Here is a 24,038-nt window from a genome sequence, read left to right as displayed (position 1 = left end):
CTCATTTTTGGGGCTCAGGAGTGGAAGTACCCGGCCAAAATTCAGTAGGCTCTAGGTATGTCCCCCATGAGAAATAGCCGCGCCGCGGCACTGCCGGCGAAGCTGTCCCGTTCTTGGCTGCTGGCATCAGCGGCCGATGAGAAGAACTTCGCACCCGCGCTAACCTCGGAAGCAGATTCCGTGGTGTTCGACATGGAAGACGCCGTTCCAGCGGATCGCAAGAATGAAGGACGCGAGCGAGTTGTTGAGGCACTCACCAACGGCATGACGGCGTGGGTGCGCGTCAACGGCATCGACACGGACTATTGGGCAGAGGACCTCGCCGCCCTATCCCACGCTCCCGGCTTGCGCGGCGTCATGCTCGCCATGACTGAGAAACCTGAGCAGGTTACCCATACCGCCATGCGGTTGCAGGCTGGAACACCCGTACTGGCTCTGGTTGAGTCAGCGCTCGGGATTGAAAATGCGACGGCGATTGCCAGCGCCCCGGGCACGTTCCGGCTCGCTTTCGGTGTTGGAGACTTCCGCCGAGACACTGGTGCCTCCGATGACCCGATGGCCTTGGCTTATGCCCGAGCAAAGCTCGTGGTTGCTTCACGAGTTGGCCAGCTGCCCGGCCCGATTGACGGTCCCACTCTTGGGGCCCTCGGCCACGACCTGCACGAGGCCTGTAAGGTCACCCAATCGATGGGAATGACCGGCAAGCTCTGCCTCAAGCCGGAGCAGACAGACGGTATAAACCGAGGGCTTTCGCCAAGTGAATCAGAGATCCAGTGGGCTCATGAGCTGCTGGTGGCGCACGCTTCCGGTGATGTGGTGGGCGACGGCTCCTACCTCCCCCGTCTAGCGAGGGCACAGAAGATCTCTTCGCTCGCGGACTCCTACGGTCTCTGGAACGCCTAAGTACTTCTTTAGACATAACAACAGCGGCCCACCCCGGGAAAGGGGTGGGCCGCTGTTGTTAAGAGGTTCGGTACTGGCGCTACTGCCTGCGGTAGCGGTTCACCATGGGGCAGTCGAACGGATCACGGGCGGCGAGACCAACACGGTTCAGGTAGCTGACAACAGAAGCGTAGGACGCAGCAACGCCAACTTCGGTGTAGGGCACCTTCAGTCGCGCACAGTGCTCTCTGACGATGGCGCTGGCCTTGCGCAGGTGTGGGCGCGGCATGTCTGGAAACAGGTGGTGCTCAACCTGGTAGTTCAGACCGCCAAAGAAGTTGTTGATGAAAGAGCCGCCGCGGATGTTGCGCGCGGTGAGCACCTGCTTCTGGAAGAAGTCCAGCTTGCTGCCACGCGGAATGATGGGCATTCCCTTGTGGTTCGGTGCGAACGATGCGCCCATGTATACGCCGAAGACGGCCATCTGCACGCCGATGAACGCGAATGCCATGCCCACGGGCAGGAACCAGAACAGAACGCCGAAGTATGCGCCGAACCGTAGCCCGATAAGCGCCAGCTCCACCCAGCGACCCTTGACGGGACTGCGCTGGAAGAGTGTCTGCATGGAGCGTCCGTGCAGGTTGAATCCCTCGAGCGTGAGGAGTGGGAAGAACAGGTAACCCTGGCGACGGGTGATCCAGGCCAGGACGCCCTTGGCTTTCGCCGCATCCTCTTCAATGAAGGAGATGGTGTCTAGCTCAATGTCTGGGTCTTTGCCCACGACGTTTGGGTCATTGTGGTGCCGGGTATGTTTGTCCATCCACCACGCGTAACTGATGCCAACAACTCCAGCGGCCAATACTCGGCCGGACCAATCATTGGCTCCACGGCTCTTAAAGATTTGGCGGTGGGATGCCTCGTGGGCCAGGAACGCGATCTGCGTGAAGATGATACCGAGAACCCCTGCAATCAGGAGCTGGAACCACGTGTCGCCCAGGAGAGCGAAGCCTGTCCAGGCCGCGCCGAGCGCCAATGTGAGAAGGATAAAGAGGGAGATGTAGAACCCTCGACGTCTCGTCAGCAGTCCTTCGCTACGGACCTGCTTAAGCAGGACAGAGTACGAGGCGACGATGTCGTTCGGTTTTGACACGCGAACAGCGCGCCCGGAGGTAGTTGTGCTCATGTGTTCACAATACAGGTTGAAAATGTACGTAGCCTGCGCATTACCGAGTTATGACGGTTGCGGTCGGCGCTTGGCGAATCTGCTCCAGCAGTAGCTCTGGTTGCCCAACGTACTCACGAGCTTTCGGAGTCAGCCACAACAGGTACAACAGATCCAAAAGAGTTTCTGGGGGCATTCTGCAGTGAATCAGCAGGATCCGCTGCTCCATCGGCAATTTGACTGTGTCTGGTTCTGCGGGTCCGGCTTCATAGCCCAGGTAGCGAATGTCTATGTAGCGCATGGGCTCCCTGAGCCACCCCCAGCCCGGCATGCCCTGACTGGTCGGCGTGATCGAGGTGATGTTGTTCCAGAGTAGGTGGTGATAGTCCTCGGGTTGTCCAGAACCAGGGTTGCAGGGCTTGGGAATTTGCCGAATATCACAGACAGTAGGAGCATCAGGGCCACGACGCCGAAGCAGGCCCCCCACACCGCTTCACCGTTTCCCACAAAAAATGCCGCCAACAGCAGAGATGCCAGCAGCAGGCGGGCGCACCAGAGCCGAAACTGGGTTTTGTCCTGCACCTGAATCATTTCCTCACCTGCGGTATCCCTGATCAGCTCATACGCGTTGTCGTGGATTGTGCTCGAGTCCCAGATAGGTGCCAGCAAGGTAACGAAAGCGGCAGCTGCGGCCACCATGCTGGCCGGGAAATACTCTGACCAAGTAACGAGGAAATATGCGAATACCAAGAGCGCCAGAGAGATGCCGAATGCGACGACGCCGCGGCGCATTGTCCCGGAAGAGCTGAAGGGGCGCGGGTAGGAGTCGCCCTCAAGTCCATGGTTGAACCGCGAGCCGTCAGAGATATCCATGGTCTTGAGTTTTCCACGTCCTCAACGCCGGCGCTCTTGGTCGGTCACCGGCTGTGGAAAACTTTCCTGACTCCTGCGCGCCCAAACAAAAGTGCAGCCCCTGCGGCCTTCACTGCTAAAGGTCACAAGAGCTGCACTGTGTTTTTCTGGTGGAGTTACTTACCGGGTGCCACGAACGTCGTCGTCGTACGTGGCTCGGTCGATCTTGCGGTGATAGCGCATACCGGTGAGTCCTCCGAGGACCGCTCCCAGCAGTGCAATCGCCAGAGCAATCAGCAGGGCGACGACGCCGCCCGTGGTGAACTGGCTCGCTTCAATCCGCGGGAACGTGTTCATGTTCGCCAGCTGTTCACTGAAAGCGTCACCGAAAATGATGCCGAGAATGCCCAGAACAACGGCGATGATAATTGCCCAGAGCCACACGGCGACCCCCTGCTTCATCCCGTTGAAGCGCGCCATACGCCCGGCAACGTAGCCGCCCGCATAGTAAGAGATCAGCAGTATCACGCCGATAACGATCGCTGCCGGGATGCCCACCGATGCCGGATCCTCAGCTGCCGTGTTGGCAATCTCGTTGATGCTCGTGTTTGTTGATGCGCCCACTGCGGACGCGATGGCGGCCGCCAGCGCAGTCAGCAGCACAGCCAGGCCCGTAGCCGTCAACCAGCCAAAGAACGCCGACCCGAACTTCATGCCGCCAAATTGTTCCTTCTCGCGGTCCAGCAGCGCCTCACGGTTCGCTGGCATCGCCGCCGCACCAGCCCCGACTCCAACTCCCGCGGCGGAGGAATCGCGGTCGTGACCACGATCACCGTCGACGTCCCGGTCCCGACGTCTACGGTCTTCATCCGGATCCTTGGTGTGCGTTACCGGCATCGCCCGCGTTTCTTCGCCGTTCCGACGGTTGTCGTCCGTGTCGCGCCCAACCTGGTCGTCATCGCGCGGTCGGTCATCGGTTGGACCGTCCGTCCGAGCAGAGGCACGGTCGGCGCGTGGTCCGGGGCTCGTCGCGCTGGTGCCCTCGAGCCCAGCTCCGGCTGCTCCCGCCCCAGTACCTGCAGCGCCGCCGGTCCCGCCTGCTACGGGCGAGGAACCCGCGGAGCGATGTTCGTAGCGGGCGCCGTCTTTATTAGTCCGGTCATTGCCGCCGTCGTTCGTAGGCCTGCGGGTACTTCCCTCACCGAGCCGCTCGCGGTTCGTGTCTGCACGCAACCCCTCCCGAGACGCTCCGTCCCGGGCCGATCCATCGTCGCCGATACCTTGTGCCCTCGACCCAGACGCATCATTGGTGGTGCCCGCGATATGGTCGCCGTGACTTGTAGCATCCCTGCGATCGCTATCGCGAGGGTTCGGATCGCGTGAGTCCACATCGCGGCCCTCGCCACCACGACGCCCACGCCCAGTGAGCCGCTCGCCCAAAGTAGGGCGGTCGTCGCCCGTCTGCTTCGATTCGCGTCCTATGTCTTCGGGGACATCTCGGCGACCGTTGTTGCCGTCTGACTGGTTGGTACTCATAGCTACCTCCTAGTTGCGGTCAAAAACCACGTTGTAAGTAACCTTAGTGAGACGTTGGGGTGCCGACAAGTGGAATATGGCCCTCAGGGCATGAACCAGTGGCAGGATGGGACCATGGATACGCAGATCGTGGTCGCCGTGCTGTGTGCGCTACTCATTGGCGTCGGCATTGTGGGAATCATCGTTCCGGTGCTGCCTGGAAGTCTACTCATTGCCGGCAGTCTGCTCATCTGGGCGCTGACCGTTCAGACCGCGGCTGGGTGGGTTGTGTTCGGGGTGGGCGCGGCGCTGGTCATTGTCGGCATGACAGCCAGCGCCATTTTGACCGGACGCACCATGAAGCAGCGGAAAATTCCGAGCTGGTCGATCCTTGCAGGGCTGGTACTCGGTGTCGTCGGGATGTTCGTCATTCCCGTCGTCGGCCTGTTTGTGGGGTTCGCGCTGGGCTTGTTCCTGAGCGAGCTGACCCGGCACAAAGAGTTTGGCCCCGCGTGGTCCTCCAGCTATGCTGCGCTGAAGGCCACTGGTCTCGGCATCCTCGTTGAGCTGGGCTGCGGCTTTGCCGCTGGCACTGTGTGGGTCACCGGACTCTGGATCAACGCCCTGTCCTAGCGCTGACCAACCCGCTCAAGTGCTTGACGAACCGTTCCGGGCTCAGGATTCGTCGCGACCCCTCCTCGCAGGATCACGGTAGGTACTGTCTCATTTCCGTTGTTGTGCGCCCGAACAAATTCGGCGGCAGCGGGATCGCTCCAGATGTTGTACCAGGTTGCCTTGCGCCCAGCTCGGCCAAGGGAGGCCTTCATGCGTATGCAGAAGACACAGCCCGGTCGCCAGAAAATAACAACCTCGTCTTTACCGTGGTTGCCTGTCCACTTCGTGGAGCTCCGTCCGTTGAGCGGACTGAGAAACCAGGCGCCAACCAGCAGCACGACGGCGGCTATCCCGCCAATCACCCACCGCCCGTCCTGACTGAAAATGATCAGGAGCACGATGGCGGCTGCCGCCAACGCCGTCGCATTGGCCCAGCGCATGAGAGAGATCATAATTTCACCGTTCTGCTGAACGCGTCCGCAGTAGTTGTTGGAATAGAGTAGGATTCCGGGCTATTCCAACAATTACTGCGGACGCATGGGCGGAAGTTGGGCCGTGGAAGACGCGTCGGTAGGGGTGGGTGCGGCGGCGTTAGTCAGGCCGTCACGAAGTGCTTCAGCGCCTCCAGCTGCGCCAAGCGGCACTCCGGCTTCAGATACATCATGTGCCCGGCCTCGTGGTAGTGATGCGTGAAGCGGGAGCGGGCGTCCTCGTCCAGATTCATGTGTGCCCACACGTATTCCGCGGCGAAATGGGGAGTGGCGCCGTCGTGATAGCCGTAGTCCACATGAACCCGGAGGTTCGGGTTGTGGACCATGAGGCGTTCAAGCACCGGGGAGACATCCACGGGTGATCCCTCGAACGTCTTGTAACTCCACGGGTGAACGCGGGCGGTGAGGATCTCGTACGGCAGATCATTCTCGTAGCCGAGCTCCGCCCGCACATAATGGTTCATGGCCGCGGCGTAGGGGCCGGTGATCGCGCGGATACTCGGATCATCAAAGGCTTCCGACGCATGCAGTTTCGCTGGCGGCGCCGTGAACCGCCCATCGATACGGCCAACGGCCAGCCCGTCACCACGCAGGAGTTCGGCTGCGAACTCATGATAAGCCCACCGCAGGTTTGATCGACGGATGAATCCTTCGTCCAGGGTGGTGAGCTCCGCGATCTGTCGCACAACGTCGTCGTATTCCGCTTCACTCAGGCGCGACCCCTGCGTGAGTGCATAGCCAAAGTCCTTCGCCGCGAACTCCTCCGCCTCCCGAACGACGTCGGCCAGAGGGCGGTCGCCGTGGCGGCCGTGATAGTGGGCGATGGCAGCATACGTGGGCAGGTGCAGGGCGTAGGGGACATCGCTACCGGGGAAGAACCGAAGGGTGGACATGTTCAGGACGGTGGAAATCAGTCCCAGCCCATTGACGGCCATACCGTAGGCGTCAAAGAGCCTGCCTGCGACGGCGACGGCGCGCAGGGTTCCGTAGGATTCACCCACCAGATACTTGGGCGAGAGCCACCGGTTGTTGCGCGTGGTCCAGAGTCGAATCACTTCAGCGACAAGGTCGCGGTCTTCAACGAACGCGTGGAACTGATCGGTTTCGCCGCCTTCCACCACTCGAGAGAAGCCGGTGTTGACGGGGTCAATCATCACGAGGTCACTGTGCTCGAGGATACTCTCAGGGTTGTCCACCAGACCATACGGCGCTGGTGTCAGGCTCCCGACGTCGCCTGAATCCACCATGCGCGGACCCAGCAAACCAAGGTGCAGCCACACGGATGCGGAACCTGGTCCGCCGTTGAAGGCGAACGTGACCGGGCGCTTCATGTCCGCGGAATCAGCGGTATAAGCAACTACGAAGATCTCCGCCTTCGGCTTGAAGCCGTCCGTCTTCCCGTCCTTGGTCTCCTCGAGGCGCAGGACCAGTCGGCCCGTCGTCGTTGTGTATTTCAAGCCCGACGCCGTGGTGTGCTGACGTGTGGTGAAGTCGTCGCTGACGTCCTTCACCTCTGGTGCGTCGACGGGTACTGTGCCTGCGGTGTCCTTGTCATCTGCCATGGCCACAGCCTAGCGGTGGTTGCGGAGAGCAACTACCCCTGCCCGAATAGTGGAATCAGGCCCTGCCGCTACCGTTGCTCAACATGGATCTGTCCAAACGGAACCTCGGGGGAAACCTGCGCATGCGCCTCCTCCGGGAAAAGGGTGACCAGAACGCCGTGCTCGCCGTCGGCCACGGATTGCTTCAATACCGGTTCCACGACTTTGGCAACTTCCGGGGCAGCATCGTCCAGGTAGTCTCTGTAGTTCTTCGGTGTCTGAGTCATCCAGCCAGCATAGGCGGGCTCTGCCACGGATGTAAGGACCAAAGCTCAATCGTGCGAACGGCCGCCACCAGTTTTGATTGCAGCGGCGTCCGAATTCCACACGCGGCTGCCCTCCGGTTTGGCGAAGAAGATTGCCGACAGAAGGCCGACAATCACTACTGCGGCCGGGAGGTACAGCGACTGGCCCATGGCCAGCGCGTAACCGGAGGCGACGGCGTCCGGCATGGCGCCTTCGCCCGCAGCCCGGGGGCCGCTTCCCTCACTCTCGCCGAGGTTCGCCACCAAACGTGACTGCATCATGGCAGCGATGGCCGCACTGCCCAAAACAGCGCCAACCTGGCGTGTGGTGTTGTAGACACCGGAGCCGGCCCCGGCAAGGGACGGCGCAAGGTTGCGGGTTGCGGTCAATGACACGGGCGACCAGATGCCTGCACTGGCGAGGCCGAGCAGGGAAATCGGGAGCAGCAGGTGCCAGATCGGGACGTCCGGGGTCAGAATGGCACCCAGCCAGAACAAGCTGACAACCAGTGCGGCAAACCCAGCCATCGTTATAAAGCGCGGATCGCGACGCTGTACGAGCTTGCCCACAAACGGCGCCAGCGCCCCGGAGATCACAGCCATAGGCGTCAGCAGCAGCGCTGCCTGCGTTGGGGTGAGGCCGCGGACGTTCTGCGCATACAGCATGAGCGGCAGAACCATGGCCGTGATGGCGAAACCCATCGATGAGATGGCCGTATTGGCCAGGGAAAAGTTGCGGTCTTTGAACAATCGCAGCGGCACCAGAGGTTCACCACGGTTGAAGTGCTGCCACAGAATGAACGCGGTCAGCAGAAGTGCGCCACTGATGATCAAAGACCAGACCGAGATAGGGCCAGCAATGGGACCCCAGTTATACGATTCGCCTTCCTGGATCCCGAAGACCAGTGCGAACATGCCGATTCCGCTGAGGAAAACGCCAAGGATGTCGAACCGGTGGCTCGTGGTCTGCAGGTGCGGAACCAAGCGGTAGGCGAGGATGAAGCCGACGACGCCGACCGGCACGTTGATGAAGAAAATCCACTCCCAGCCCAACGAATCCACGAGAAGGCCGCCCATAACGGGGCCAATCAGTGTCGCGACGCCAGCCACTGAGCCCCACAGGCCCATGGCGGCCCCGCGCTTTTCGGGTGGGAAAATGCGGGTGATGACGGACATGGTCTGTGGGGTCATGAGCGCGGCTCCGAGTCCCTGAACCACGCGCGCCACAATCAGCGATTCGATGTCCGAGGCGAAACCGCACCACGCACTGGAGAGCGTGAAAACAACCAGCCCGGCCAGATAGACCCGGCGCGGACCGAAGCGGTCGCCTAGACGCCCAGTGATGAGCAGCGGCACCGCGTACGCCAGCAAGTATGCGCTGGTGACCCAGAGCGCGCTGTCAATATCGGTGTCGAATCCGGTCATGATAGCGGGGGTCGCGACGGACACGATGGTGGAGTCAACCAGAATCATGAAGAAGCCGATCACCAGAGACCACAGCGCGGGCCATGCCCTGATGTCCGCGGCCGGAGTCGCGTCAGTTTTTGATGTCACCCAGAAAGGCTACTTGTGCAGACCGACATTCGGTTCTTTATGGCAACTATCGCGGTGTGAGATTCGTTATGTCACCATGGGCACATGAACCATAACGAGCTTTTAACAGATGCGTTTGACCGAGTCCGGACCAACGTGCGCGGCGCGGTGAAGGACCTGACGGCGTCGGAGTTGATGGCTCGGCCGTCCGGTGTCTCCGGCGATGGCAACTCCATTGCGTGGCTGATCTGGCATCTGTCGCGGGTGCAGGATGACCACATGGCCAAGGCTGCTGGGACGGTACAGGCCTATACCGCGGACGGCTGGGCGGATCGGTTCGCGCTGCCGTTTGACTCATTGGACATTGGGTATGGCCACGATTCCGCTGAGGTTTCCGCTGTGCGCGTCGAGTCTCCTGTTCTGTTGGAGGGATATTACGACGCCGTTCACGGGCGGACACTCGAGTTCGTCCGCGGACTCTCGGTTGAGGATTTGGACCGCGTGGTCGATAAGAGCTACGTACCGGCAGTGACGCTGGGGGCACGGATTGTCAGCGTGATCGACGACTGCATCCAGCACGCCGGGCAGGCTGTGTACGTGCGGGGTCTGGTCCACCGCGGCTGACGCTTCCTCTTTCCGCGGACTTCCCACAGAAACGTGGCGGAGGTGCAGCTGCGTGGTTTCGGCACCACGCGTTTGCACCTCCGCCACGTTTCTGTGCGTTGCAGGTTGTGTGCCCTCCAGTTGAGCTCGAGGCCGGTGGGGACTACAGTTTCTAGAGCAGGCCGACGTCGTTTGGCCAGTGAGGGGCTATGGCGCAGTTGGTAGCGCGTCTCGTTCGCAATGAGAAGGTCAGGGGTTCGAATCCCCTTAGCTCCACCACGCACCGCCTTGGCGCGAAGTCACCCCGCAGCACCGAGATCACCGGTTGTGCGGGGTGATTTCGCGGACAAACCCCGACGTCGCGCCGATGGGGGCGGACAAACCCCGACGTCGCGCCGATGGGGGCGGGCAGACGCTGGCTGCGGGCAGAGGCTAGCCAGCGACGGCGACGGCGAACAACGTCTTCGGATCCTGCAACAGCGCTGGCTGCGGGAAGGACGCGCGGTCGCGCTCGCCGTCGAACGCCACGGTCCGGGCCAGGGCACCGTCGAGCAGTGTTTCGACCTCGCCGGTGACCGTGCCCGTACGAAAGGTTTCGCCGCTGTCGTACGTGACGGCAACGTGCGTGCCCGGTTCCATCAGCGTGGTGAACGCCTGAGCCTGCCGTTGCCATTTGGGCGATTTGCGCTTCGGTCCGCTCCGGCGCATCACCAGTTGGTCGTCGTCGCGCTGGTCAGGGCTGGCGCGGAAAACCCAGAGAGCGCCCGACGACGGCGCCTGCGGCAGTTGCACGTCGGCTGGTTCGGGCCATATATAGGGGAGGTCCTGCGGGACGCCGTCGAACACGGGCAGATAGAAGTCCGGGTCCTTGCGAATCAGGTTGGATCGGTGCGCGAGGTGGAAGGCGGGATCTCCAAGCCAGGGCGGCATGACAGGGTCTTCACGAGACGGCGTAGCGGGAGTGAACTCCTGAATTTTGCTGCGAGTGGAGTCGTCGTGGCCTTGCTCGATCCACTGATCCACCATGGCGAGCCCGTACGCGGTCAGCGCGGGCACATGGCCCATCCACATCCGTACTGCCGGGTGGGAACGCCATCCGTAGTCCGGAATGACGAGCGCGCGCAGGATCTGAAGTGCCTCCACTCGCTGTTTGCCGAGACGGCCGGTGTCGAGGGAGGCCGCACTTTCGCGGAAGTCAGGGTAGGGGAGGAAAGTTTGCACCAGCTAAGTCTAGGCCGATGACCGCGCGGACCGGCCCACGCAGCCTGCAGACGGACGTAGACTCGAGGTATGGTTCGGTTTCTCATTATCGCTCTTCTGGTTATCCTCGGTTTTGTCACTGTGGTGGCAGCCTCTCTTGGTTCTGCTGGCTGGTGGGTGCTGGCCGTCGTCGTACTCATTGTTCTGGTGGTGGGGATCTGGGACGTTGTGCAGACCCGGCATTCCATCCTGCGGAACTTTCCGGTGATCGGGCACATGCGGTACTTGCTGGAGTCGATCCGGCCGGAAATACAGCAGTACTTCATTGAGGAGAACACTGAGGGAAAGCCGTTCAGCCGGGACGTGCGGTCCCTGGTCTATGCCCGGGCCAAGGGCGAGAACAGCCATAAGGCCTTTGGTACTGAGCGCGACGTCAACCAAATGGGATATGAGTATCTGATCCATTCGACGGCGCCGGTGGCAACCCCGAAGGCGCATCCAAGGGTTCGGCTAGGTGGGCCGCAGTGCACGCAGCCTTATGACATTTCGCTGATGAACATCTCGTCCATGAGCTTCGGTTCTCTGTCCGCCAATGCGGTGCTGGCCATGAACCGGGGTGCTGCGATTGGCGGCTTTGTGCATGAGACCGGGGAGGGCGGGCTGACAAAGTACCACCTGCAGTACGGAGCGGATCTCATCTGGGAAATCGGGTCCGGCTACTTCGGGGCGCGTGATGCAGATGGCCATTTCGATCCGAAACTTTTCGCCGAAAAGGCTGCGTATGAAGAGGTCAAGGGCATCAGCATCAAGCTGTCCCAGGGAGCCAAGCCTGGGCTGGGCGGTGTACTTCCCGGAGTGAAGGTGACGCCTCTCATCGCGGAGGCCCGCGGAGTTCCAGTGGGAGTCGATTGCATTTCACCGGCCAGCCACAGCGAGTTCAGTACACCTCGCGAATTGATGTTGTTTGTGAAGAAACTGCGTGAACTGACCAACGGTAAGCCCATTGGGTTCAAGTTCTGCGTTGGATCCCGGGTGGACGTTCTGGCTATGTGTAAGGCCATGCTCGAAGAGAACATCGCCCCTGACTTCATTGTTATCGATGGCTCCGAAGGTGGAACCGGTGCTGCGCCGCTTGAATACCAGGACAACGTGGGCACACCGCTGACGGAGGGTCTCATGCTGGTGCACAACGCGCTCGTAGGCGTGGGGTTGCGGGACCAGATCCGGATCGGTGCCGCTGGCAAAGTGGCCTCCGGCTCGGACATCGTCAAACGCCTCATCGAGGGCGCCGACTTCACGCTCAGTGCACGCGCCATGATGATGGCCACAGGCTGCATCCAGGCACAGAAGTGCCACACGAACGAGTGCCCGGTTGGCGTCGCGACACAGGATCCGCGCCTCACGCGCGCCCTGAACGTTGAGGACAAGGGCAATCGGGTCTTCAACTACCAGAAACTCACCGTCGACGAATGCGTGCAGATCATGGCGTCCATGGGCTGCACGTCGCCGGACGAACTCTCACCGCGGATGCTCCGGCGTCGTGTGGACCACCTGGCAACGAGGTCTTACGCGAACATCTACAACTGGATGGAACCCGGTGAACTGCTCAGCGACCCACCGCGCACCTGGGCTGAGGACTGGGAGTGGGCCAATGCGGATTACTTTGGCGAACTACGTCGTGAAGTGGAGCCGAACACGCAGCAGAAAGCGGACTCCGTTAAAGGAAGCCCCGACTATGACGAAAAGCGGATCCCGGGTGACCTCCACCAGCCTGCAGGGCAGGTTGGACGTCCCGAGGGCGAACTGGGGAAGTAGTCTTCGCTGACCTGGCTCGTTGCGAGGCGACCAGCCTGGTCGACGAGCCGCTCAGGCGCCTTTGGACAGCTGGCGGCTAGGCGGTAGCGACGGGCGGCGGGGGAGCCTGACGACGTCGGCTTGTGCTGGCTCTGATGCGCGAATGAAGGAACGTCGCCTCATTGCCCGTACCGGGCTGCTGCGCATCAGGTGCATCTGGACCGTAGCGCCGAGTGCTAGGGGGAATGATACGAGGACGCTCACGGCCAACGCGTAGGTGGCCAGCATCGCCCAGAGTGGCAGGTGGAAGAGACTTGAGATCATGGATGCGCTGCCCAGCCAGACCCAGAACCAGAAGAGTATAACGGCCGCGAGAAGTGTCCGTGCTCTCCGGAAGCGCATCAACCGATTCGGGGTTCGTTGCGGTCTGTTGGCGGCACGTGCAGGCACGTTCGAAGAGGACAAGATGTGATGCAGATCGACGTCCAATGGAACTCCCCAACTCATGAACTCCCCCAGCTGGAGTCCCCACACACATCGTAGCGCTCGCCTCGTCGAAAGCGAGCACAACCCTTGCTTGAGTCACACAATCTAGTGGGGCCAGATCCCGGAGACGCCCCGGCGGTGACTGGCCATGATGTGAGTGTCCACCATCCCGACGGCTTCCATTAACGCGTACATAGTGGTCGGTCCCACGAAGGAGAATCCTCGCTTCCGCAGCGCTTTGGACAAAGCCAGAGATTCGGGGGACGTGGTGGGAACCTCCGACGCCGTCTCAGGGCATGGCGTGGAGCCCGGTTTGAAGGACCACAGGAAGTCGCTGAGACCTCCGTCTTCCCGCAACGTGATGGTGGCCCGCGCGTTGTTGCGGGTGGCCACGATTTTCTGACGGTTCCGGATGATGTCCGGGTTCAGCATGAGTTGGTCCAGCTCCGCATCTGACATAACGGCGACTGCATCCGGGTTGAACTGGTGAAATGAGTCACGGAAGGCGGGCCGCTTCTTCAAAATGGTCAGCCAGGAGAGTCCGGCTTGAAATGCTTCCAGACTGAGTCGCTCAAACAGTCCCTGCTCCGTGTATACGGGCGTGCCCCACTCTGTGTCGTAGTATTCCAGCAGCAACGGATGGGACAGCGCCCACGGGGTGCGAATGAGTTCCGGTGGTGAAGTCACGGCGTCCTTTCGTGGCGTATTCACAGGATGGCTGAGCCTAACCGATGATCGAGAGCGCAGCGGCCGTTGGCGGGTCCAGGCTCACCAGCGCAATAGCGAACCCATAAGCTGCCCCCATAACCAGAAGTTCGCCAGCCGCCAGTTGCAGGAAGGATTTAGTTGTGAACGTAGCCAGCCGGAGCAGCCGTCGCCTGTGCAACGCCCCAAAAACCACCAGTCCGGTGAAGGCAACGACTTTGAGCAGCAACACCAGCCCGTAGAGGGAACTGAAGAGGAGGGGTAAACTTTCCACCCGTACCAGCGCGTTGATGACGCCACTTGTCCCCACGACTACAGCGTAGATCAACGCCCACCGGCTGAATCGGGCAACGGCTGGCCGCAACAGATCAGGTGTTCTTTTCGCCAGCCATCCCAAGCCTGTCAGGCCGCCAACCCAGAGTGACGCCGCCGCGAGGTGCGCAGCCAGGCTGAACATAGCGATGTCATGACCGCCCTGGAACCCGGAGTGACCGCCGAGCGCCAGTGTGGTGGTCGCAGCTACCGCCAGGAAGAGCGCCATCCGCAATGGAATGGTGCTCTGCGCGACGGCGGCGAGCAGTGCACTCGCCAAGAGTAGCCCTATCTGCGCTATCAATGCCCGGCCGGAGGCGAGGACACTCAGGAATTCACCGAAATGGCTGAGGTCAGCACCTTCAAAGGGCCCTGTCCCGAGGACGTTGAAGTAGGTCCACAACAGCAGGAGGATGCACGCGAGCACGGCAATCCAGGCCGCTGCACTGCCATGAACGACGAGCCTCCGGGCAGCCAGGGTAAGGGCCTCCAGATTGTCATCCCGCGCTGGGAGCAATGCCGCGACGCTCAACAACGCGATCGTTGCGAGGGTTGTCAGGTGTACCAGAACCCGCACCAACGGCAGCGTCCACTCGATAAGATTCCCGGTGGAGCCGTCATCGGACACCAACAGAACCGTCACCGGCACCGCAGCCGCGATGAGCACAGCCAAAGAGACCACGGCGAGCCACGGGCTGTGCTGTCGGTGTTGTGTGCTGACAGCAGCACTTTCCCGCGATGATTGCATGAGCGCCTTTCCACGTCCTCCACAGCGATACTAAGCCCGCTCAGCGAGAATCCAACCACTGCAGTGTGTTGCGCCGCTACCCAGCTTTGAGTAGCGCCGCGAGTTCCTCCAATGCATCTGCGCCTGTCATGTCTCGAACCAGCAGCGGCAGCTCAGTCATCGGCACACTATCGAGGCGTTCGCGGAGCACGTGCAGGCAGGCGTCTTCACCTTTTCGTCGTTCGGCGAGGAAGGCACCAGCGTCAGCAGGGGATCGGCGGTTGATAACAAGGGAGGCGACGTCGATTCCCAGCTCGCGCAGTTGACTGACGATGTCCAGAGATTCGGCCACGGGCATCTTTTCGGCGAGGGTGACAATGACGAAGCCAGTGGCGGTGTCGTCGGTGATGGTCGTCCGCATGCGGGCAAAGCGGTCACGGCGGGCGATCAATGTGCGTCTCAACTCTGATTCAGCCACTGCCTGCGGATCTTCACCGCCGACAATCCCGCGGGCGGCCGCAGCGAATCGCTCCGATCGTGAGCGGCTGGCGAGCAACGACTCCGTCCACCCAGTCAACTTCTCTGGCAGGGTGAGTAGATGAAGGGTGTGCCCTGATGGTGCGGTGTCGAAGAGGACCAGATCATAGGTGTCGACGCTTTGGTCCATGAGTTCGGCTATCCGTTCAAGGACGGCTGATTCGTGGCTGCCCGGTGCTGTCTTGGCGAGCTCGAGGTGTTGCTTGGCCGAGCGGTGCAGTTGCTCGGGAAGGAGTTTCATCATCGTGGCGCCGACAGCCTTGAAGTGACGTTCGATGGTGGCCTGCGGGTCTATCTCGACGGCATCCACATATCCATTGGATGCCGTGAAAACTCGGGCCGCAGCATCTGATAACTTCATGTCCCAGATGTGACCGAGATTGTGCGCAGGGTCAGTTGACACGAGCAGCACCCGTCCGCCGTTCCGAGCGCGGGCAAGAGCCAGAGCCGATGCCACGGAGGTCTTGCCAACTCCGCCTTTGCCACCGACGAAGAGCACTCTCCGTTCGCTAGCGAGAGTCAGCAGCATCCGATATGGTCCAATGGCGAGCGGGGAATTCCGATGCGGCGATGCCAGGTATGGAAGTTTTCCCAGACGGCGGGCATGAGTTCGGCGGTGTAATACGCGGCTGGGTCGGGCACGCCGAGAGCTTCGCCCAGGACCGCGATCATGAACAGGTCGTCTTCGTCCTGCTTCTCCCGTTTGAACATCTGGCGGTACGGTCCCACGTAGAACTCGTGCAGGCCCGCACTGAACGCTGACCAGCGCCGGAGGAGCTTCTCTCGGCGCCAGCCAGGCGGTAATGATTCCATTCGGTTAGACGTCTTCTCTGACTGCCGTCAGTTCCGCGTCGGCGTCCTCGTGTTCCGGCGGCAGGTTCCTGGCGTTGCGCATGGCGATGATCGATTCGACGGCCACCCACACGCTGGCCACAATAATGATGACGTCGAGCGCGAAGAGCATCCAATCCGGGTTGCTCGGGTCCATGAAACTGCCAAGCTGTTCGAGTGCCGCCCAGAATGCCATGACGAATATGATCACGAGCGGAATCATCGCGGTGATGGGGTTGCGCCCCTTGCGAATCAGTATGACGGCGATGATTGAAAGGCTCAGCGATGCCATCAGCTGGTTGGTGGTTCCGAACAGCGGCCAGATGCGCAGACCACCTTCGCCGCCGAGACCCTGCGAGAACGTCAGGCCGAGGCCAAGGACCACAACAATGAGTGTTGCGGGGACCTTGCCGATCTTGAGCTTGAAGGCCTCACCGGCTTCCTGGACCACAAAGCGCAGCAGCCGCATGCCGGTGTCCATGGTGGTTGCTGCGAACAATACGGCCATGGTAGCCAGTACTGTGGCGCTGAGCGATGCTGGCAGGCCGATGCCGTTCTGCATCAGCGTTGCACCGCCCTGGACAAAGGCGTTGACCCCCGCTGTCCCGAACTCGCTGTAGATCTCGTTCCACTCGGCAACTGATTTGAATCCACCGATGACGGCGAGAATTGTTCCAAGCGCGAGAAGTCCCTCGCCGACGGCGCCGAAGTACCCGACAAAACGAGCATCCGTTTCCTTATCGAGTTGCTTCGACGTGGTGCCTGAGGCCACCATGCCGTGGAATCCCGAGATAGCGCCACACGCGATGGTCACGAACAGCAGAGGAATCATGCTTGGCGTGCCCGCGGGAACGTTCATGTTGATGGCTGGCGCGACGATCTCCGGTGGTGTTGCGGAGAACAGCGTAGCCAGCAGGACGGATCCGAACAGCAGGATCAATCCGACAAACAGCTGCACCCCATTGATGTAGTCCCGCGGCTGAAGCAGAACCCATACTGGCAGCAGGGAAGCAATCGCTCCGTAGACAAACAGCGCGACAATCCAGAAGGTGGCCGGGGACATGCCGAGGGTTGATTCCGGGAGCACCACCGGCATCCGGTCACCAACCACAATGAGCGAATAGAGCACGACGACGCCGACGACGGTGATCGGCACCAGGGGCCAGCGCATCCGATACACAGCCACGCCCACCAGAAGGGCGACGACAATGGCGCCCCACACGGGAATGACCGCTCCCGGTGTGCTGATGAGGAGGTTCTTAATGACGACGGCGAATGCCGCGATCACCATGAGCAGGACAAGGAAAATGACGACCAAGAACAGGTTGGCGCCGCGCTTGCCGATGTAGCGCGCGGACAGGGCGCCGATGGAGCGCCCTTTGTTGCGCGTCGAGGCCCACAGCGTCCCCAAATCGTGCATTCCGGCGAAGAATACGGTGCCGAAGGTGACCCAGAGTAGGGCTGGAAGCCAGCCCCAGATCACTGCAATCGCAGGGCCCACGATGGGGGCAGCGCCAGCGACGGAGGTGAAATGGTGGCCCCACAGAATGAACTTGTTCGTGGGCATGTAGTCCACGCCGTCTTTTAACTCGTGCGCTGGAGTCACGAAAGCGGCGTTGAGTTTGAAGACCCTTTGCGCGAGGAACTTCGAATAGACCAGGTAACCGGCTGCCATGACAGCCAAGCCAATGATCATAAGTATGAGGGAACCCATGAAGTTATCCACCTTCCTGGTGAGCTGCCGCGGGCGACGAGATGTGAGTGATGGGCGTCACGCTATCACATGGTGTTATCAGTGGGCGGGACCAAGGCCGCCGTTCGTCACGGACGGGCTGTTTTCTGGTTTCACAGAACCACGCCCTCGCGCTTCAGGAGATCGAGTTTTGTATCCGCTCCGCCCACGTAGGCCCCGGGCGTGCCATCCGAGCGAACAACCCGGTGGCATGGCAGCACTAAGGGTAGTGGGTTCGTGGCACACGCGGTGCCAACGGCCCGCACTGCCTTTGGGCTGCCCGCCAGGTCGGCAACGACTGCGTAGCTGACGGTGTGCCCAAAGCGGATCTCCGGTAGGTGGTCCAGGACGGAACGGCGGAATCCGGTGGACAGCTGCAAGTCCAGGAGGAGGTCGAAATATCTGCGTTTGCCGGAGAAGTATTCGTCCAGCTCTCGGGCAGCCACATCCAGCCGTGAGGGCGACCGGAGGATGCGCGCACTGACTTTCGTTGCGAGTGTTTCCAGCACGGAATCGTGGTCCTCCCGCTCGAAGGCGACTCTCAGCAGCCCCCGGTTAGTTGCGGCGAGCAGCAGCGGGCCAACGGGGGAGTCCACCGTGCGATACGCAATGTCCAGCAGTCCTTGATCGTCTGCTTTGAGGGCTAGTCGTTCGTGAAGCAGGTCCAGTAGCACCCGGTCTCCGGGTCCGCCGTCGGATGGAGTCTCGCCAGCTTCCAGAGAATTGAGTTGGGTCAGAAGGCGCTCAGCCATGGAGGAAGTGTTAGACATTGTGGTGCACCACCTGTGGCAAGCTTTGTCGGTAATGGAGCCGAAGTTTCTGCATTCCGTCTGCCGCAGATCTGCGCGCGGCGGCCTCGGAGTTGCCCAGAATTTCCGCCACCTCTCGGTAGGGCAATCCCGCAAGATAGTGATACGCGATCGCTTCGCGTTGTCGCAGCGGAAGCAGTTGCAAAGCTGCGGCCAACTCGCCGTCGTGGTCTTCGCTGAGTGTTTGCTCCTGCAGGACACCTTCCGGCAGAACGCTTTCCGGCAGAAGATCCACCGGCACGGGTGTCCGCCCGGTCATGCGGTGCTGATCGATGGCCTTGCGCTTGGCAATGGTGACGAGCCAGGCTTCCACCGTGATGCCCGCTTCCAGTGCGGGATAGGCGCCCATAGCGGCGAGAAAGGTCTCGGACCATGCGTCCTCGCCTCGTGATATCCGAGGACGGCGCGGCAGACCCTCAGCACCGTGGGGCCGTGGTCGCGGACAACCTGCTCAAAGGGCGGCTTGCTCAAAACAGCGCTTTCTGGCGGGCCAGGTTTTCCAGCCCCAGCAGGTACTCCTTGCGTTCAAGTCCGCCCGCAAAACCCGTCAGGGAGCCGTCAGAGCCCACCACGCGATGGCACGGCACAATGATGGAGAGCGGATTGCGTCCATTGGCGGTTCCCACCGCGCGGATTGCCTTCCTATCGCCCAGTGCATCCGCCAACTGGGCATACGTTCGAGTCTCGCCGTAGGGAATCTCCCTCAACAGTTTCCAGACCCGTTCCTGAAACGCGGTGCCGGACGCTTCGGTGGCAACCGCGAAGTATCGTCGCTCCCCGCGAAAATACTCGTTGAGTTCCTCGGTGGCCTGCTCGAAGCCGGTGGCTGAACGCTCACCAAGGGCAGAGGCCTCGGGGCGGCGCGCGTGAACTTCCATGTATAGGGCGCTGAGCGTTCCGCCCATATTGACCAGGGTCAGCTCACCAATGGGGGAGTCCATCACCGCATGGGTTTTCATGGTCCTATCCTTTCCCATCACGCCTCCACTCTACTTTCACCCTGTATACGTCCGGGCGACGGTAAATGTGAGTTGACCCGCCACTTAAACCACAACACCCGGACCTCAGCCACGCTTCACAAGAAAAATCTGTTGAAGCGCGACCAAGACCCGGGTCCGGTGGAGCTAGCTCTTAGCGCTGGCCTGCGGCGACTGGCTCCTTCTGAGCACTGGCCCAAGCTTCTCCGTCGAGACGACGGATCGCTTCGTCGAACTCTGCGTCAATCTCAGCGTTGAACTTGTAGGTCATCTTGCTGACCACGATCGCCACAACGGAACAGAGGATGAAGCCTGGAATGATCTCGTAGAGCGTTGAGGTCAGTGCCTCGATGTTGCCCCAGATGAACACCGTGGCCGCACCCACAACCATGCCGGAGAGTGCCCCTGGCATGGTGAGCTTCCTCCAGTAGAGGGCCAGCAGCATGATGGGACCGAAGGCCGCGCCGAAACCAGCCCACGCGAACGCAACCAGCGACAGAATGGACTCGCTGCGGCCCGCCGCGAGTGAGATGGCCACGAGAGCAACCAGGAGAACACCTGCACGGCCCAGCAGGATGCCCTGTTTTGCCGACAGCGTCTTCTTGGCCACCATGTTGTAGAGGTCCTCAACCAGGGCGGAGGAGCACACAATGAGCTGTGAAGAGATGGTGCTCATGATGGCCGCAAGCACTGCTGCCAAGACCAGTCCACCGATCAGCGGATGGAAGAAGATCTGCGCGAGATCCAAGAACACTGCTTCGGGGTCTGTCAGGGTGAACTCTGGGTTCTGCTGGAAGTACGCGATACCCACCAGCGCGGTCATCACGGCACCAATGATCGAGACCAACATCCAGCTGATGCCGATACGACGGCCCGCCTTGGCGTCCTGTGGGTTGCGCAAGGCCATGAACCGGATGACGATGTGTGGTTGACCGAAGTAGCCAAGCCCCCAGGCTGCAGCGGAAATACCGCCAAGGAGTGTACCGCCGCCGAGGCTGGCCAGTGATGGATCAACGTCGTTGATGGAATCCATCATTCCGCCGAAACCACCGACGGCGACGAGGCCCACGATGGGAACGATGATGAGTGCCAGGAACATCATAATGCCCTGGGCCACATCGGTGAAGGTGGCTCCCATGAAGCCGCCGAACAGGGTGTAGAGAATGGTGATCCCGCCGACGACAACCATGCCGATCCAGTATTTGGAGTCGAAGGAGCTCTCGAAGAAGACGCCGCCTGCAACCAAACCGGAGGATACATAGAACGTGAAGAACGCGAGGATGATGACGCCGGCGACGACGCGCAGGATGCGGCTCTTATCTTTCAACCGGTTTTCGAGGAAGCTCGGTACGGTGATGGAGTTGTTGGATACCTCCGTGTAGCTGCGCAAGCGCGGCGCCACGAACTTCCAGTTCAGCCATGCACCAACGGTTAGTCCTACTGCCATCCAGACTTCGGAGAGCCCCGAAAGGTAGATGGCGCCGGGCAAGCCCATGAGGAGCCAGCCGGACATGTCTGATGCTCCGGCACTCAGGGCAGCAACCCCCGGTTTGAGGCCACGACCTGCCAGCATATAGTCGTCGAAGTCGGTGGTTTTTTTCCATGCATACCAGCCGATACCTAGCATGGCAAGCATATAAAGCGCCATAGCTAGGTACTTGAATGTCTGGTCGGTCATCTCGCGTCCTCCGGGAAATTCAGGAAATTCAGGAAATTCAGGTGTACGTGTTTAGGGCAGTGGCCCACTCTTCCAAGGTTGTACTCAGAAACCCTAATAATGTGATTTAGATCACTGTAGAAAACGCCGATAACAGATTGACAACGACCGTGATTTGAGCTGCGGGTCTGATCGGGTTTAATTGGGTGGTGAGTGCAGTGGAGAACGGACAGGGAGCCTCTCCGTTTCGCGCGGCCAGCGACTTTGCTGATGAGGAAAAAGGCGACCGATTGCGCCGCCCATCGGACCTCATCCAGCTACTGCTCTCAGCTGCTGGAGTCCTCCTCACACTCGGTCTTGAGCTGTATCTGCCCCGGACAGTTAATGGGCTCGACGACGATCTTCGCCAACTACTAGACGTCTCCGGGCCACTGCTGAGCCTCCCGCTTAACGCCCTTGGCTCCATCGCCGTGCTGATTCCGCTCATCACGCTCGTGGAACTGCTGATCCGCCGAGCACTTCACCACGTCGGAGCCGGCATTCTAGCCGCGGCAGCCGGCGTCGTCGTCAGTTTTGGTGTGCGACTGCTCCTGGAGCAGACCGCACCGGACAGGCTACTCAACGCACTGACCGTCGTTGCACCAGCCGGTCAGAATTCACCCATCCTCTCCCACTCCGTAGCCTTCGTGGCGCTGCTGACCGCGCTCGGGCCACGCCGCAACCTCAGCACCCTCAACGTGGCGTGGGTTGCGCTGCTGCTCTCACTGGGATTCAGCGTCTTCGGCAACAGGCTGGCGTTGGGCGCCGCACTTCTCACGTTCTTCGTGGGTAGGCTCGTGGGCCTCACCGTCCGAATGCTTCGAGGGTTCAAGGATCACCGGGGAGCCGGGCTAGTCCAGGCGATGCGCGCCGCAGGCCTCGCGCCGTCACGAATCCACAGAGTTCCTCTCGGGATGGACGCCGGGCAGCCCTACGCCTGGCAATCGCCGCGCAGCTACGGTTTGCGGCTCTACCGAGTAGAAGAAACCAACGGACGTCGTCTCGACCTGGCCGTACTCGATGAGGACAGCAGGATTCGCGGATCGTTCGTGGAACTCTGGAGAGCCGTCAGAATCCGAGAAGCGATGCGACGTCAGGCCCGCATCTCCCTGCGCCAGACTGCCGAGAAAGACGCGCTCATCCTCACCATGGCGGCGGCGACTGGCGCCAGAGTGCCACAACTGATCACCATCGCCGACGTCGGCCTCTCCTCTGTTCTTCTGGCCACCGAATCCACGCCCACCATGTATGCGCTGGGGCAGCGCGACGACGACACAGTCACCGACGCCCAATTGGACGACATCTGGCACCAACTGCATAAGCTCCACGCCGGCAATGTTGCTCACCGGTCCCTGAGCCGAGAGACTGTCTGCTTTGACGACGACGGCAACGTCTGGCTCCGAGGACTGCAAGAAGGGGAAGTCGCAGCCTCCCCGCTGGCCAAACAGCTGGACCTGGCCCAATTGCTGACGGCGCTCGCAACAGTTGTTGGATCTCAGCGAGCGGTCGAGTCCGGGGTGCGCTGCATAGGCAGGCGGACAGTGATCAGAGCGCTACCCGTGCTCCAACCACTGGTCATCCCCGGATCCACTCGGCGCATCCTGCGCCGCGACACCACCATCCTGCCCGAACTGCGCGCTGCCATCACAGCATTAGTCCCGGAAGCCCAGACAGAGCCCGAGCAGGTCAGCAGGTTCAGCACCCGCAAAATTGTCGCCATCGCAGCTGGTGCGCTCGCCGCCTACCTACTCGCCATCCAGGTAGCCGACATCAACTTCGCGGATCTGCTGGAAACCGCAAACCCCTGGTGGGCTGTGGTCGCGCTGGCGCTTTCACTGACGACTTATCTAGGGACAGCAATGTCCCTTCACGGAGTCGCACCGGTAAAACTGCGTTATTGGCGCAGCGTTCTTGTCCAGATCGGTGCCTCATTCACGGCGCTCATCACCCCCGCCGGAGTGGGCGCACCTGCGCTCAACGCCCGATACCTGCAACAGGCCGGTGTGCGCACACCCATAGCCGTGACCAGCATGGGACTGCTCCAGATCTCGATGCTCGCCGTTATGGGACTCGTCGTCCTCGCCCTTGCCGTCGCCAGCGGATTTTCCGCAGGAGCAACCGGCACCGACACGTTCGAACTGGTCCCGGTGCCCGTGGCAATCGCCGTCGTGCTTGGCCTTCTGGCGCTCGCCACCACCTCGCTGCTGATCCCGTCAGTCAGAAAGTTCACGCAACGGCAGTGGAGCGCCCTTGTTACCGGCACTCTGCCGCGCATGCTGGACGTGCTGACCCAGCCTCGCCGGCTTGTGCTGACACTGGGCGGAATCGTCCTGTCGAACGCCGCATACGTCCTCACTTTTGCAGCGTGTCTGGCCGCGTTCGGCGCCTCCATCGACGCCATCCATCTGGTGATCGTTTACCTGATCGGCAACTTGCTCGGCTCCATCGTGCCGACGCCGGGAGGGCTGGGTGCGGTTGAGTCCTCCCTGGTGCTCGGATTGACAGCCACAGGGGTGGATGCCGCGGTGGCCCTGTCTGCCGTTCTGCTATTCCGGCTCATCAGTTTTTGGTTGAGAGTTCCGTTCGGGTGGACCGCCATCCGGTTCCTGACCAAACGGGGCCACCTCTAGTCGACGGCGTCTACCTTAATCCAAATCGTTCGGCTGTCAATGTTTATCGTTCGATTCGATGCGAACTTGAAGGAAATAATACGCGCGTGATGTTTCTTGCACG

The 24,038-nt window shown here is 61.1% G+C and carries 24 protein-coding genes and 1 tRNA gene; 6 read left to right on the top strand and 19 right to left on the bottom strand.

All coding sequences use genetic code 11. From position 1 onward, the window contains the following. The first annotated feature begins 57 nt into the window (after window positions 1–57). Window positions 58–903, top strand: coding sequence for an HpcH/HpaI aldolase/citrate lyase family protein (locus JOE65_RS00960; RefSeq protein WP_205161490.1), 846 nt, complete (start codon window positions 58–60; stop codon window positions 901–903). A 79-nt stretch (window positions 904–982) separates the two neighbouring features. Here JOE65_RS00960 and JOE65_RS00955 read toward each other — a convergent pair whose 3' ends face one another. The 4 genes from JOE65_RS00955 to JOE65_RS00940 form a co-directional block, all read right to left on the bottom strand. Then, complete coding sequence (locus JOE65_RS00955) at window positions 983–2,065, bottom strand: fatty acid desaturase family protein (RefSeq protein ID WP_205161489.1); 1,083 nt, start codon at window positions 2,063–2,065, stop codon at window positions 983–985. Between the two features lie 40 nt (window positions 2,066–2,105). Next, entirely contained in the window at window positions 2,106–2,345 is a 240-nt protein-coding gene (locus JOE65_RS00950) for a hypothetical protein (RefSeq protein WP_205161488.1), read from the bottom strand. Beyond that, window positions 2,333–2,917 (bottom strand): hypothetical protein, encoded by a 585-nt coding sequence (locus JOE65_RS00945; RefSeq protein ID WP_205161487.1) that lies wholly within the window; start codon window positions 2,915–2,917, stop codon window positions 2,333–2,335. Before JOE65_RS00945 ends, JOE65_RS00950 begins: the two co-directional genes overlap by 13 nt. 159 nt (window positions 2,918–3,076) lie before the next feature. Beyond that, window positions 3,077–4,432, bottom strand: a complete 1,356-nt coding sequence (locus JOE65_RS00940; RefSeq protein WP_205161486.1) for a YrzE family protein — start codon at window positions 4,430–4,432, stop codon at window positions 3,077–3,079. Window positions 4,433–4,546: 114 nt separating this feature from the next. On the opposite strand from JOE65_RS00940, the gene JOE65_RS00935 reads away from it, so the two are divergent. Then, entirely contained in the window at window positions 4,547–5,044 is a 498-nt protein-coding gene (locus JOE65_RS00935; protein ID WP_205161485.1) for a DUF456 domain-containing protein, read from the top strand. Here the strand turns inward: JOE65_RS00935 and JOE65_RS00930 are convergent. From JOE65_RS00930 to JOE65_RS00915, 4 genes are all read right to left on the bottom strand, one after another. Further along, complete coding sequence (locus JOE65_RS00930) at window positions 5,041–5,478, bottom strand: glutaredoxin family protein (protein WP_239536570.1); 438 nt, start codon at window positions 5,476–5,478, stop codon at window positions 5,041–5,043. The genes JOE65_RS00935 and JOE65_RS00930 overlap by 4 nt on opposite strands. Window positions 5,479–5,621: 143 nt before the next feature. Then, entirely contained in the window at window positions 5,622–7,079 is a 1,458-nt protein-coding gene (locus JOE65_RS00925) for a S10 family peptidase (RefSeq protein WP_205161484.1), read from the bottom strand. A gap of 68 nt (window positions 7,080–7,147) precedes the next feature. Continuing rightward, window positions 7,148–7,345 carry a hypothetical protein gene (locus JOE65_RS00920; protein ID WP_205161483.1) on the bottom strand — a complete coding sequence of 66 codons (198 nt, stop codon included), beginning with the start codon at window positions 7,343–7,345 and terminating at the stop codon, window positions 7,148–7,150. A gap of 45 nt (window positions 7,346–7,390) precedes the next feature. After that, window positions 7,391–8,836 (bottom strand): DHA2 family efflux MFS transporter permease subunit, encoded by a 1,446-nt coding sequence (locus JOE65_RS00915; protein WP_205163951.1) that lies wholly within the window; start codon window positions 8,834–8,836, stop codon window positions 7,391–7,393. Window positions 8,837–9,001: 165 nt separating this feature from the next. Between JOE65_RS00915 and JOE65_RS00910 the strand changes: the two genes are divergently transcribed. Continuing rightward, complete coding sequence (locus JOE65_RS00910; RefSeq protein WP_205161482.1) at window positions 9,002–9,520, top strand: mycothiol transferase; 519 nt, start codon at window positions 9,002–9,004, stop codon at window positions 9,518–9,520. Window positions 9,521–9,702: 182 nt separating this feature from the next. Continuing rightward, a tRNA-Ala gene (locus JOE65_RS00905) sits at window positions 9,703–9,778 on the top strand. Window positions 9,779–9,931: 153 nt separating this feature from the next. Here the strand turns inward: JOE65_RS00905 and JOE65_RS00900 are convergent. Further along, window positions 9,932–10,720 carry an MSMEG_6728 family protein gene (locus JOE65_RS00900; RefSeq protein WP_205161481.1) on the bottom strand — a complete coding sequence of 263 codons (789 nt, stop codon included), beginning with the start codon at window positions 10,718–10,720 and terminating at the stop codon, window positions 9,932–9,934. A gap of 69 nt (window positions 10,721–10,789) precedes the next feature. On the opposite strand from JOE65_RS00900, the gene JOE65_RS00895 reads away from it, so the two are divergent. Beyond that, on the top strand, window positions 10,790–12,514 hold the full coding sequence (locus JOE65_RS00895) for an FMN-binding glutamate synthase family protein (protein WP_205161480.1): 1,725 nt from the start codon (window positions 10,790–10,792) through the stop codon (window positions 12,512–12,514). Window positions 12,515–12,565: 51 nt separating this feature from the next. Here the strand turns inward: JOE65_RS00895 and JOE65_RS00890 are convergent, their stop codons facing one another. From JOE65_RS00890 to putP, 10 genes are all read right to left on the bottom strand, one after another. Further along, on the bottom strand, window positions 12,566–13,000 hold the full coding sequence (locus JOE65_RS00890) for a hypothetical protein (protein ID WP_205161479.1): 435 nt from the start codon (window positions 12,998–13,000) through the stop codon (window positions 12,566–12,568). 84 nt (window positions 13,001–13,084) lie between these two features. After that, complete coding sequence (locus tag JOE65_RS00885; protein WP_338021515.1) at window positions 13,085–13,666, bottom strand: DNA-3-methyladenine glycosylase I; 582 nt, start codon at window positions 13,664–13,666, stop codon at window positions 13,085–13,087. Window positions 13,667–13,703: 37 nt separating this feature from the next. Next, window positions 13,704–14,744, bottom strand: coding sequence for a copper resistance D family protein (locus JOE65_RS00880; RefSeq protein WP_205161477.1), 1,041 nt, complete (start codon window positions 14,742–14,744; stop codon window positions 13,704–13,706). 76 nt (window positions 14,745–14,820) lie between these two features. Further along, the gene (locus tag JOE65_RS00875) at window positions 14,821–15,789 is read right to left on the bottom strand and encodes an ArsA family ATPase (protein ID WP_205161476.1); all 969 of its coding nucleotides are present in this window, start codon (window positions 15,787–15,789) and stop codon (window positions 14,821–14,823) included. After that, entirely contained in the window at window positions 15,780–16,073 is a 294-nt protein-coding gene (locus JOE65_RS00870; RefSeq protein ID WP_205161475.1) for a cory-CC-star protein, read from the bottom strand. The genes JOE65_RS00875 and JOE65_RS00870 overlap by 10 nt, the downstream gene beginning before the upstream one ends. Before the next feature lie 4 nt (window positions 16,074–16,077). Further along, complete coding sequence (locus JOE65_RS00865; protein ID WP_205161474.1) at window positions 16,078–17,805, bottom strand: carbon starvation CstA family protein; 1,728 nt, start codon at window positions 17,803–17,805, stop codon at window positions 16,078–16,080. A gap of 131 nt (window positions 17,806–17,936) precedes the next feature. Continuing rightward, window positions 17,937–18,575: a methylated-DNA--[protein]-cysteine S-methyltransferase gene (locus tag JOE65_RS00860; RefSeq protein WP_205161473.1), complete on the bottom strand. Its 639-nt coding sequence runs from the start codon at window positions 18,573–18,575 to the stop codon at window positions 17,937–17,939. A 10-nt stretch (window positions 18,576–18,585) separates the two neighbouring features. Then, window positions 18,586–18,981: an RNA polymerase sigma factor gene (locus tag JOE65_RS00855; protein ID WP_338021514.1), complete on the bottom strand. Its 396-nt coding sequence runs from the start codon at window positions 18,979–18,981 to the stop codon at window positions 18,586–18,588. Between the two features lie 118 nt (window positions 18,982–19,099). Beyond that, the gene (locus JOE65_RS00850) at window positions 19,100–19,591 is read right to left on the bottom strand and encodes a methylated-DNA--[protein]-cysteine S-methyltransferase (protein ID WP_205161472.1); all 492 of its coding nucleotides are present in this window, start codon (window positions 19,589–19,591) and stop codon (window positions 19,100–19,102) included. Between the two features lie 172 nt (window positions 19,592–19,763). Continuing rightward, window positions 19,764–21,287, bottom strand: a complete 1,524-nt coding sequence (gene putP / locus JOE65_RS00845; protein ID WP_205161471.1) for a sodium/proline symporter PutP — start codon at window positions 21,285–21,287, stop codon at window positions 19,764–19,766. Window positions 21,288–21,475: 188 nt separating this feature from the next. Between putP and JOE65_RS15390 the strand changes: the two genes are divergently transcribed. Further along, a complete protein-coding gene (locus tag JOE65_RS15390; protein ID WP_205161470.1) occupies window positions 21,476–23,935 on the top strand; it encodes a flippase-like domain-containing protein in 2,460 nt (819 codons plus the stop codon). The last annotated feature ends 103 nt before the right edge of the window (window positions 23,936–24,038 follow it).

The organism is Arthrobacter roseus (assembly GCF_016907875.1).
Taxonomy (GTDB): domain Bacteria; phylum Actinomycetota; class Actinomycetes; order Actinomycetales; family Micrococcaceae; genus Arthrobacter_J; species Arthrobacter_J roseus.
Note: the sequence above shows the minus strand (reverse complement) of the source record. Positions and strands in the feature narration are given on the sequence as shown.

Bases quoted from the DNA above. Each gene is read 5' to 3' on its own strand.
- JOE65_RS00960 (WP_205161490.1), top strand. From the start codon at position 58: ATGTCCCCCATGAGAAATAGCCGCGCCGCGGCACTGCCGGCGAAGCTG.
- JOE65_RS00955 (WP_205161489.1), bottom strand. From the start codon at position 2,065: ATGAGCACAACTACCTCCGGGCGCGCTGTTCGCGTGTCAAAACCGAAC.
- JOE65_RS00950 (WP_205161488.1), bottom strand. From the start codon at position 2,345: ATGCGCTACATAGACATTCGCTACCTGGGCTATGAAGCCGGACCCGCA.
- JOE65_RS00945 (WP_205161487.1), bottom strand. From the start codon at position 2,917: ATGGATATCTCTGACGGCTCGCGGTTCAACCATGGACTTGAGGGCGAC.
- JOE65_RS00940 (WP_205161486.1), bottom strand. From the start codon at position 4,432: ATGAGTACCAACCAGTCAGACGGCAACAACGGTCGCCGAGATGTCCCC.
- JOE65_RS00935 (WP_205161485.1), top strand. From the start codon at position 4,547: ATGGATACGCAGATCGTGGTCGCCGTGCTGTGTGCGCTACTCATTGGC.
- JOE65_RS00930 (WP_239536570.1), bottom strand. From the start codon at position 5,478: ATGATCTCTCTCATGCGCTGGGCCAATGCGACGGCGTTGGCGGCAGCC.
- JOE65_RS00925 (WP_205161484.1), bottom strand. From the start codon at position 7,079: ATGGCAGATGACAAGGACACCGCAGGCACAGTACCCGTCGACGCACCA.
- JOE65_RS00920 (WP_205161483.1), bottom strand. From the start codon at position 7,345: ATGACTCAGACACCGAAGAACTACAGAGACTACCTGGACGATGCTGCC.
- JOE65_RS00915 (WP_205163951.1), bottom strand. From the start codon at position 8,836: ATGATTCTGGTTGACTCCACCATCGTGTCCGTCGCGACCCCCGCTATC.
- JOE65_RS00910 (WP_205161482.1), top strand. From the start codon at position 9,002: ATGAACCATAACGAGCTTTTAACAGATGCGTTTGACCGAGTCCGGACC.
- JOE65_RS00895 (WP_205161480.1), top strand. From the start codon at position 10,790: ATGGTTCGGTTTCTCATTATCGCTCTTCTGGTTATCCTCGGTTTTGTC.
- JOE65_RS00890 (WP_205161479.1), bottom strand. From the start codon at position 13,000: ATGAGTTGGGGAGTTCCATTGGACGTCGATCTGCATCACATCTTGTCC.
- JOE65_RS00880 (WP_205161477.1), bottom strand. From the start codon at position 14,744: ATGCAATCATCGCGGGAAAGTGCTGCTGTCAGCACACAACACCGACAG.
- JOE65_RS00875 (WP_205161476.1), bottom strand. From the start codon at position 15,789: ATGCTGCTGACTCTCGCTAGCGAACGGAGAGTGCTCTTCGTCGGTGGC.
- JOE65_RS00870 (WP_205161475.1), bottom strand. From the start codon at position 16,073: ATGGAATCATTACCGCCTGGCTGGCGCCGAGAGAAGCTCCTCCGGCGC.
- JOE65_RS00865 (WP_205161474.1), bottom strand. From the start codon at position 17,805: ATGGGTTCCCTCATACTTATGATCATTGGCTTGGCTGTCATGGCAGCC.
- JOE65_RS00860 (WP_205161473.1), bottom strand. From the start codon at position 18,575: ATGGCTGAGCGCCTTCTGACCCAACTCAATTCTCTGGAAGCTGGCGAG.
- JOE65_RS00855 (WP_338021514.1), bottom strand. From the start codon at position 18,981: ATGGGCGCCTATCCCGCACTGGAAGCGGGCATCACGGTGGAAGCCTGG.
- JOE65_RS00850 (WP_205161472.1), bottom strand. From the start codon at position 19,591: ATGAAAACCCATGCGGTGATGGACTCCCCCATTGGTGAGCTGACCCTG.
- putP (WP_205161471.1), bottom strand. From the start codon at position 21,287: ATGACCGACCAGACATTCAAGTACCTAGCTATGGCGCTTTATATGCTT.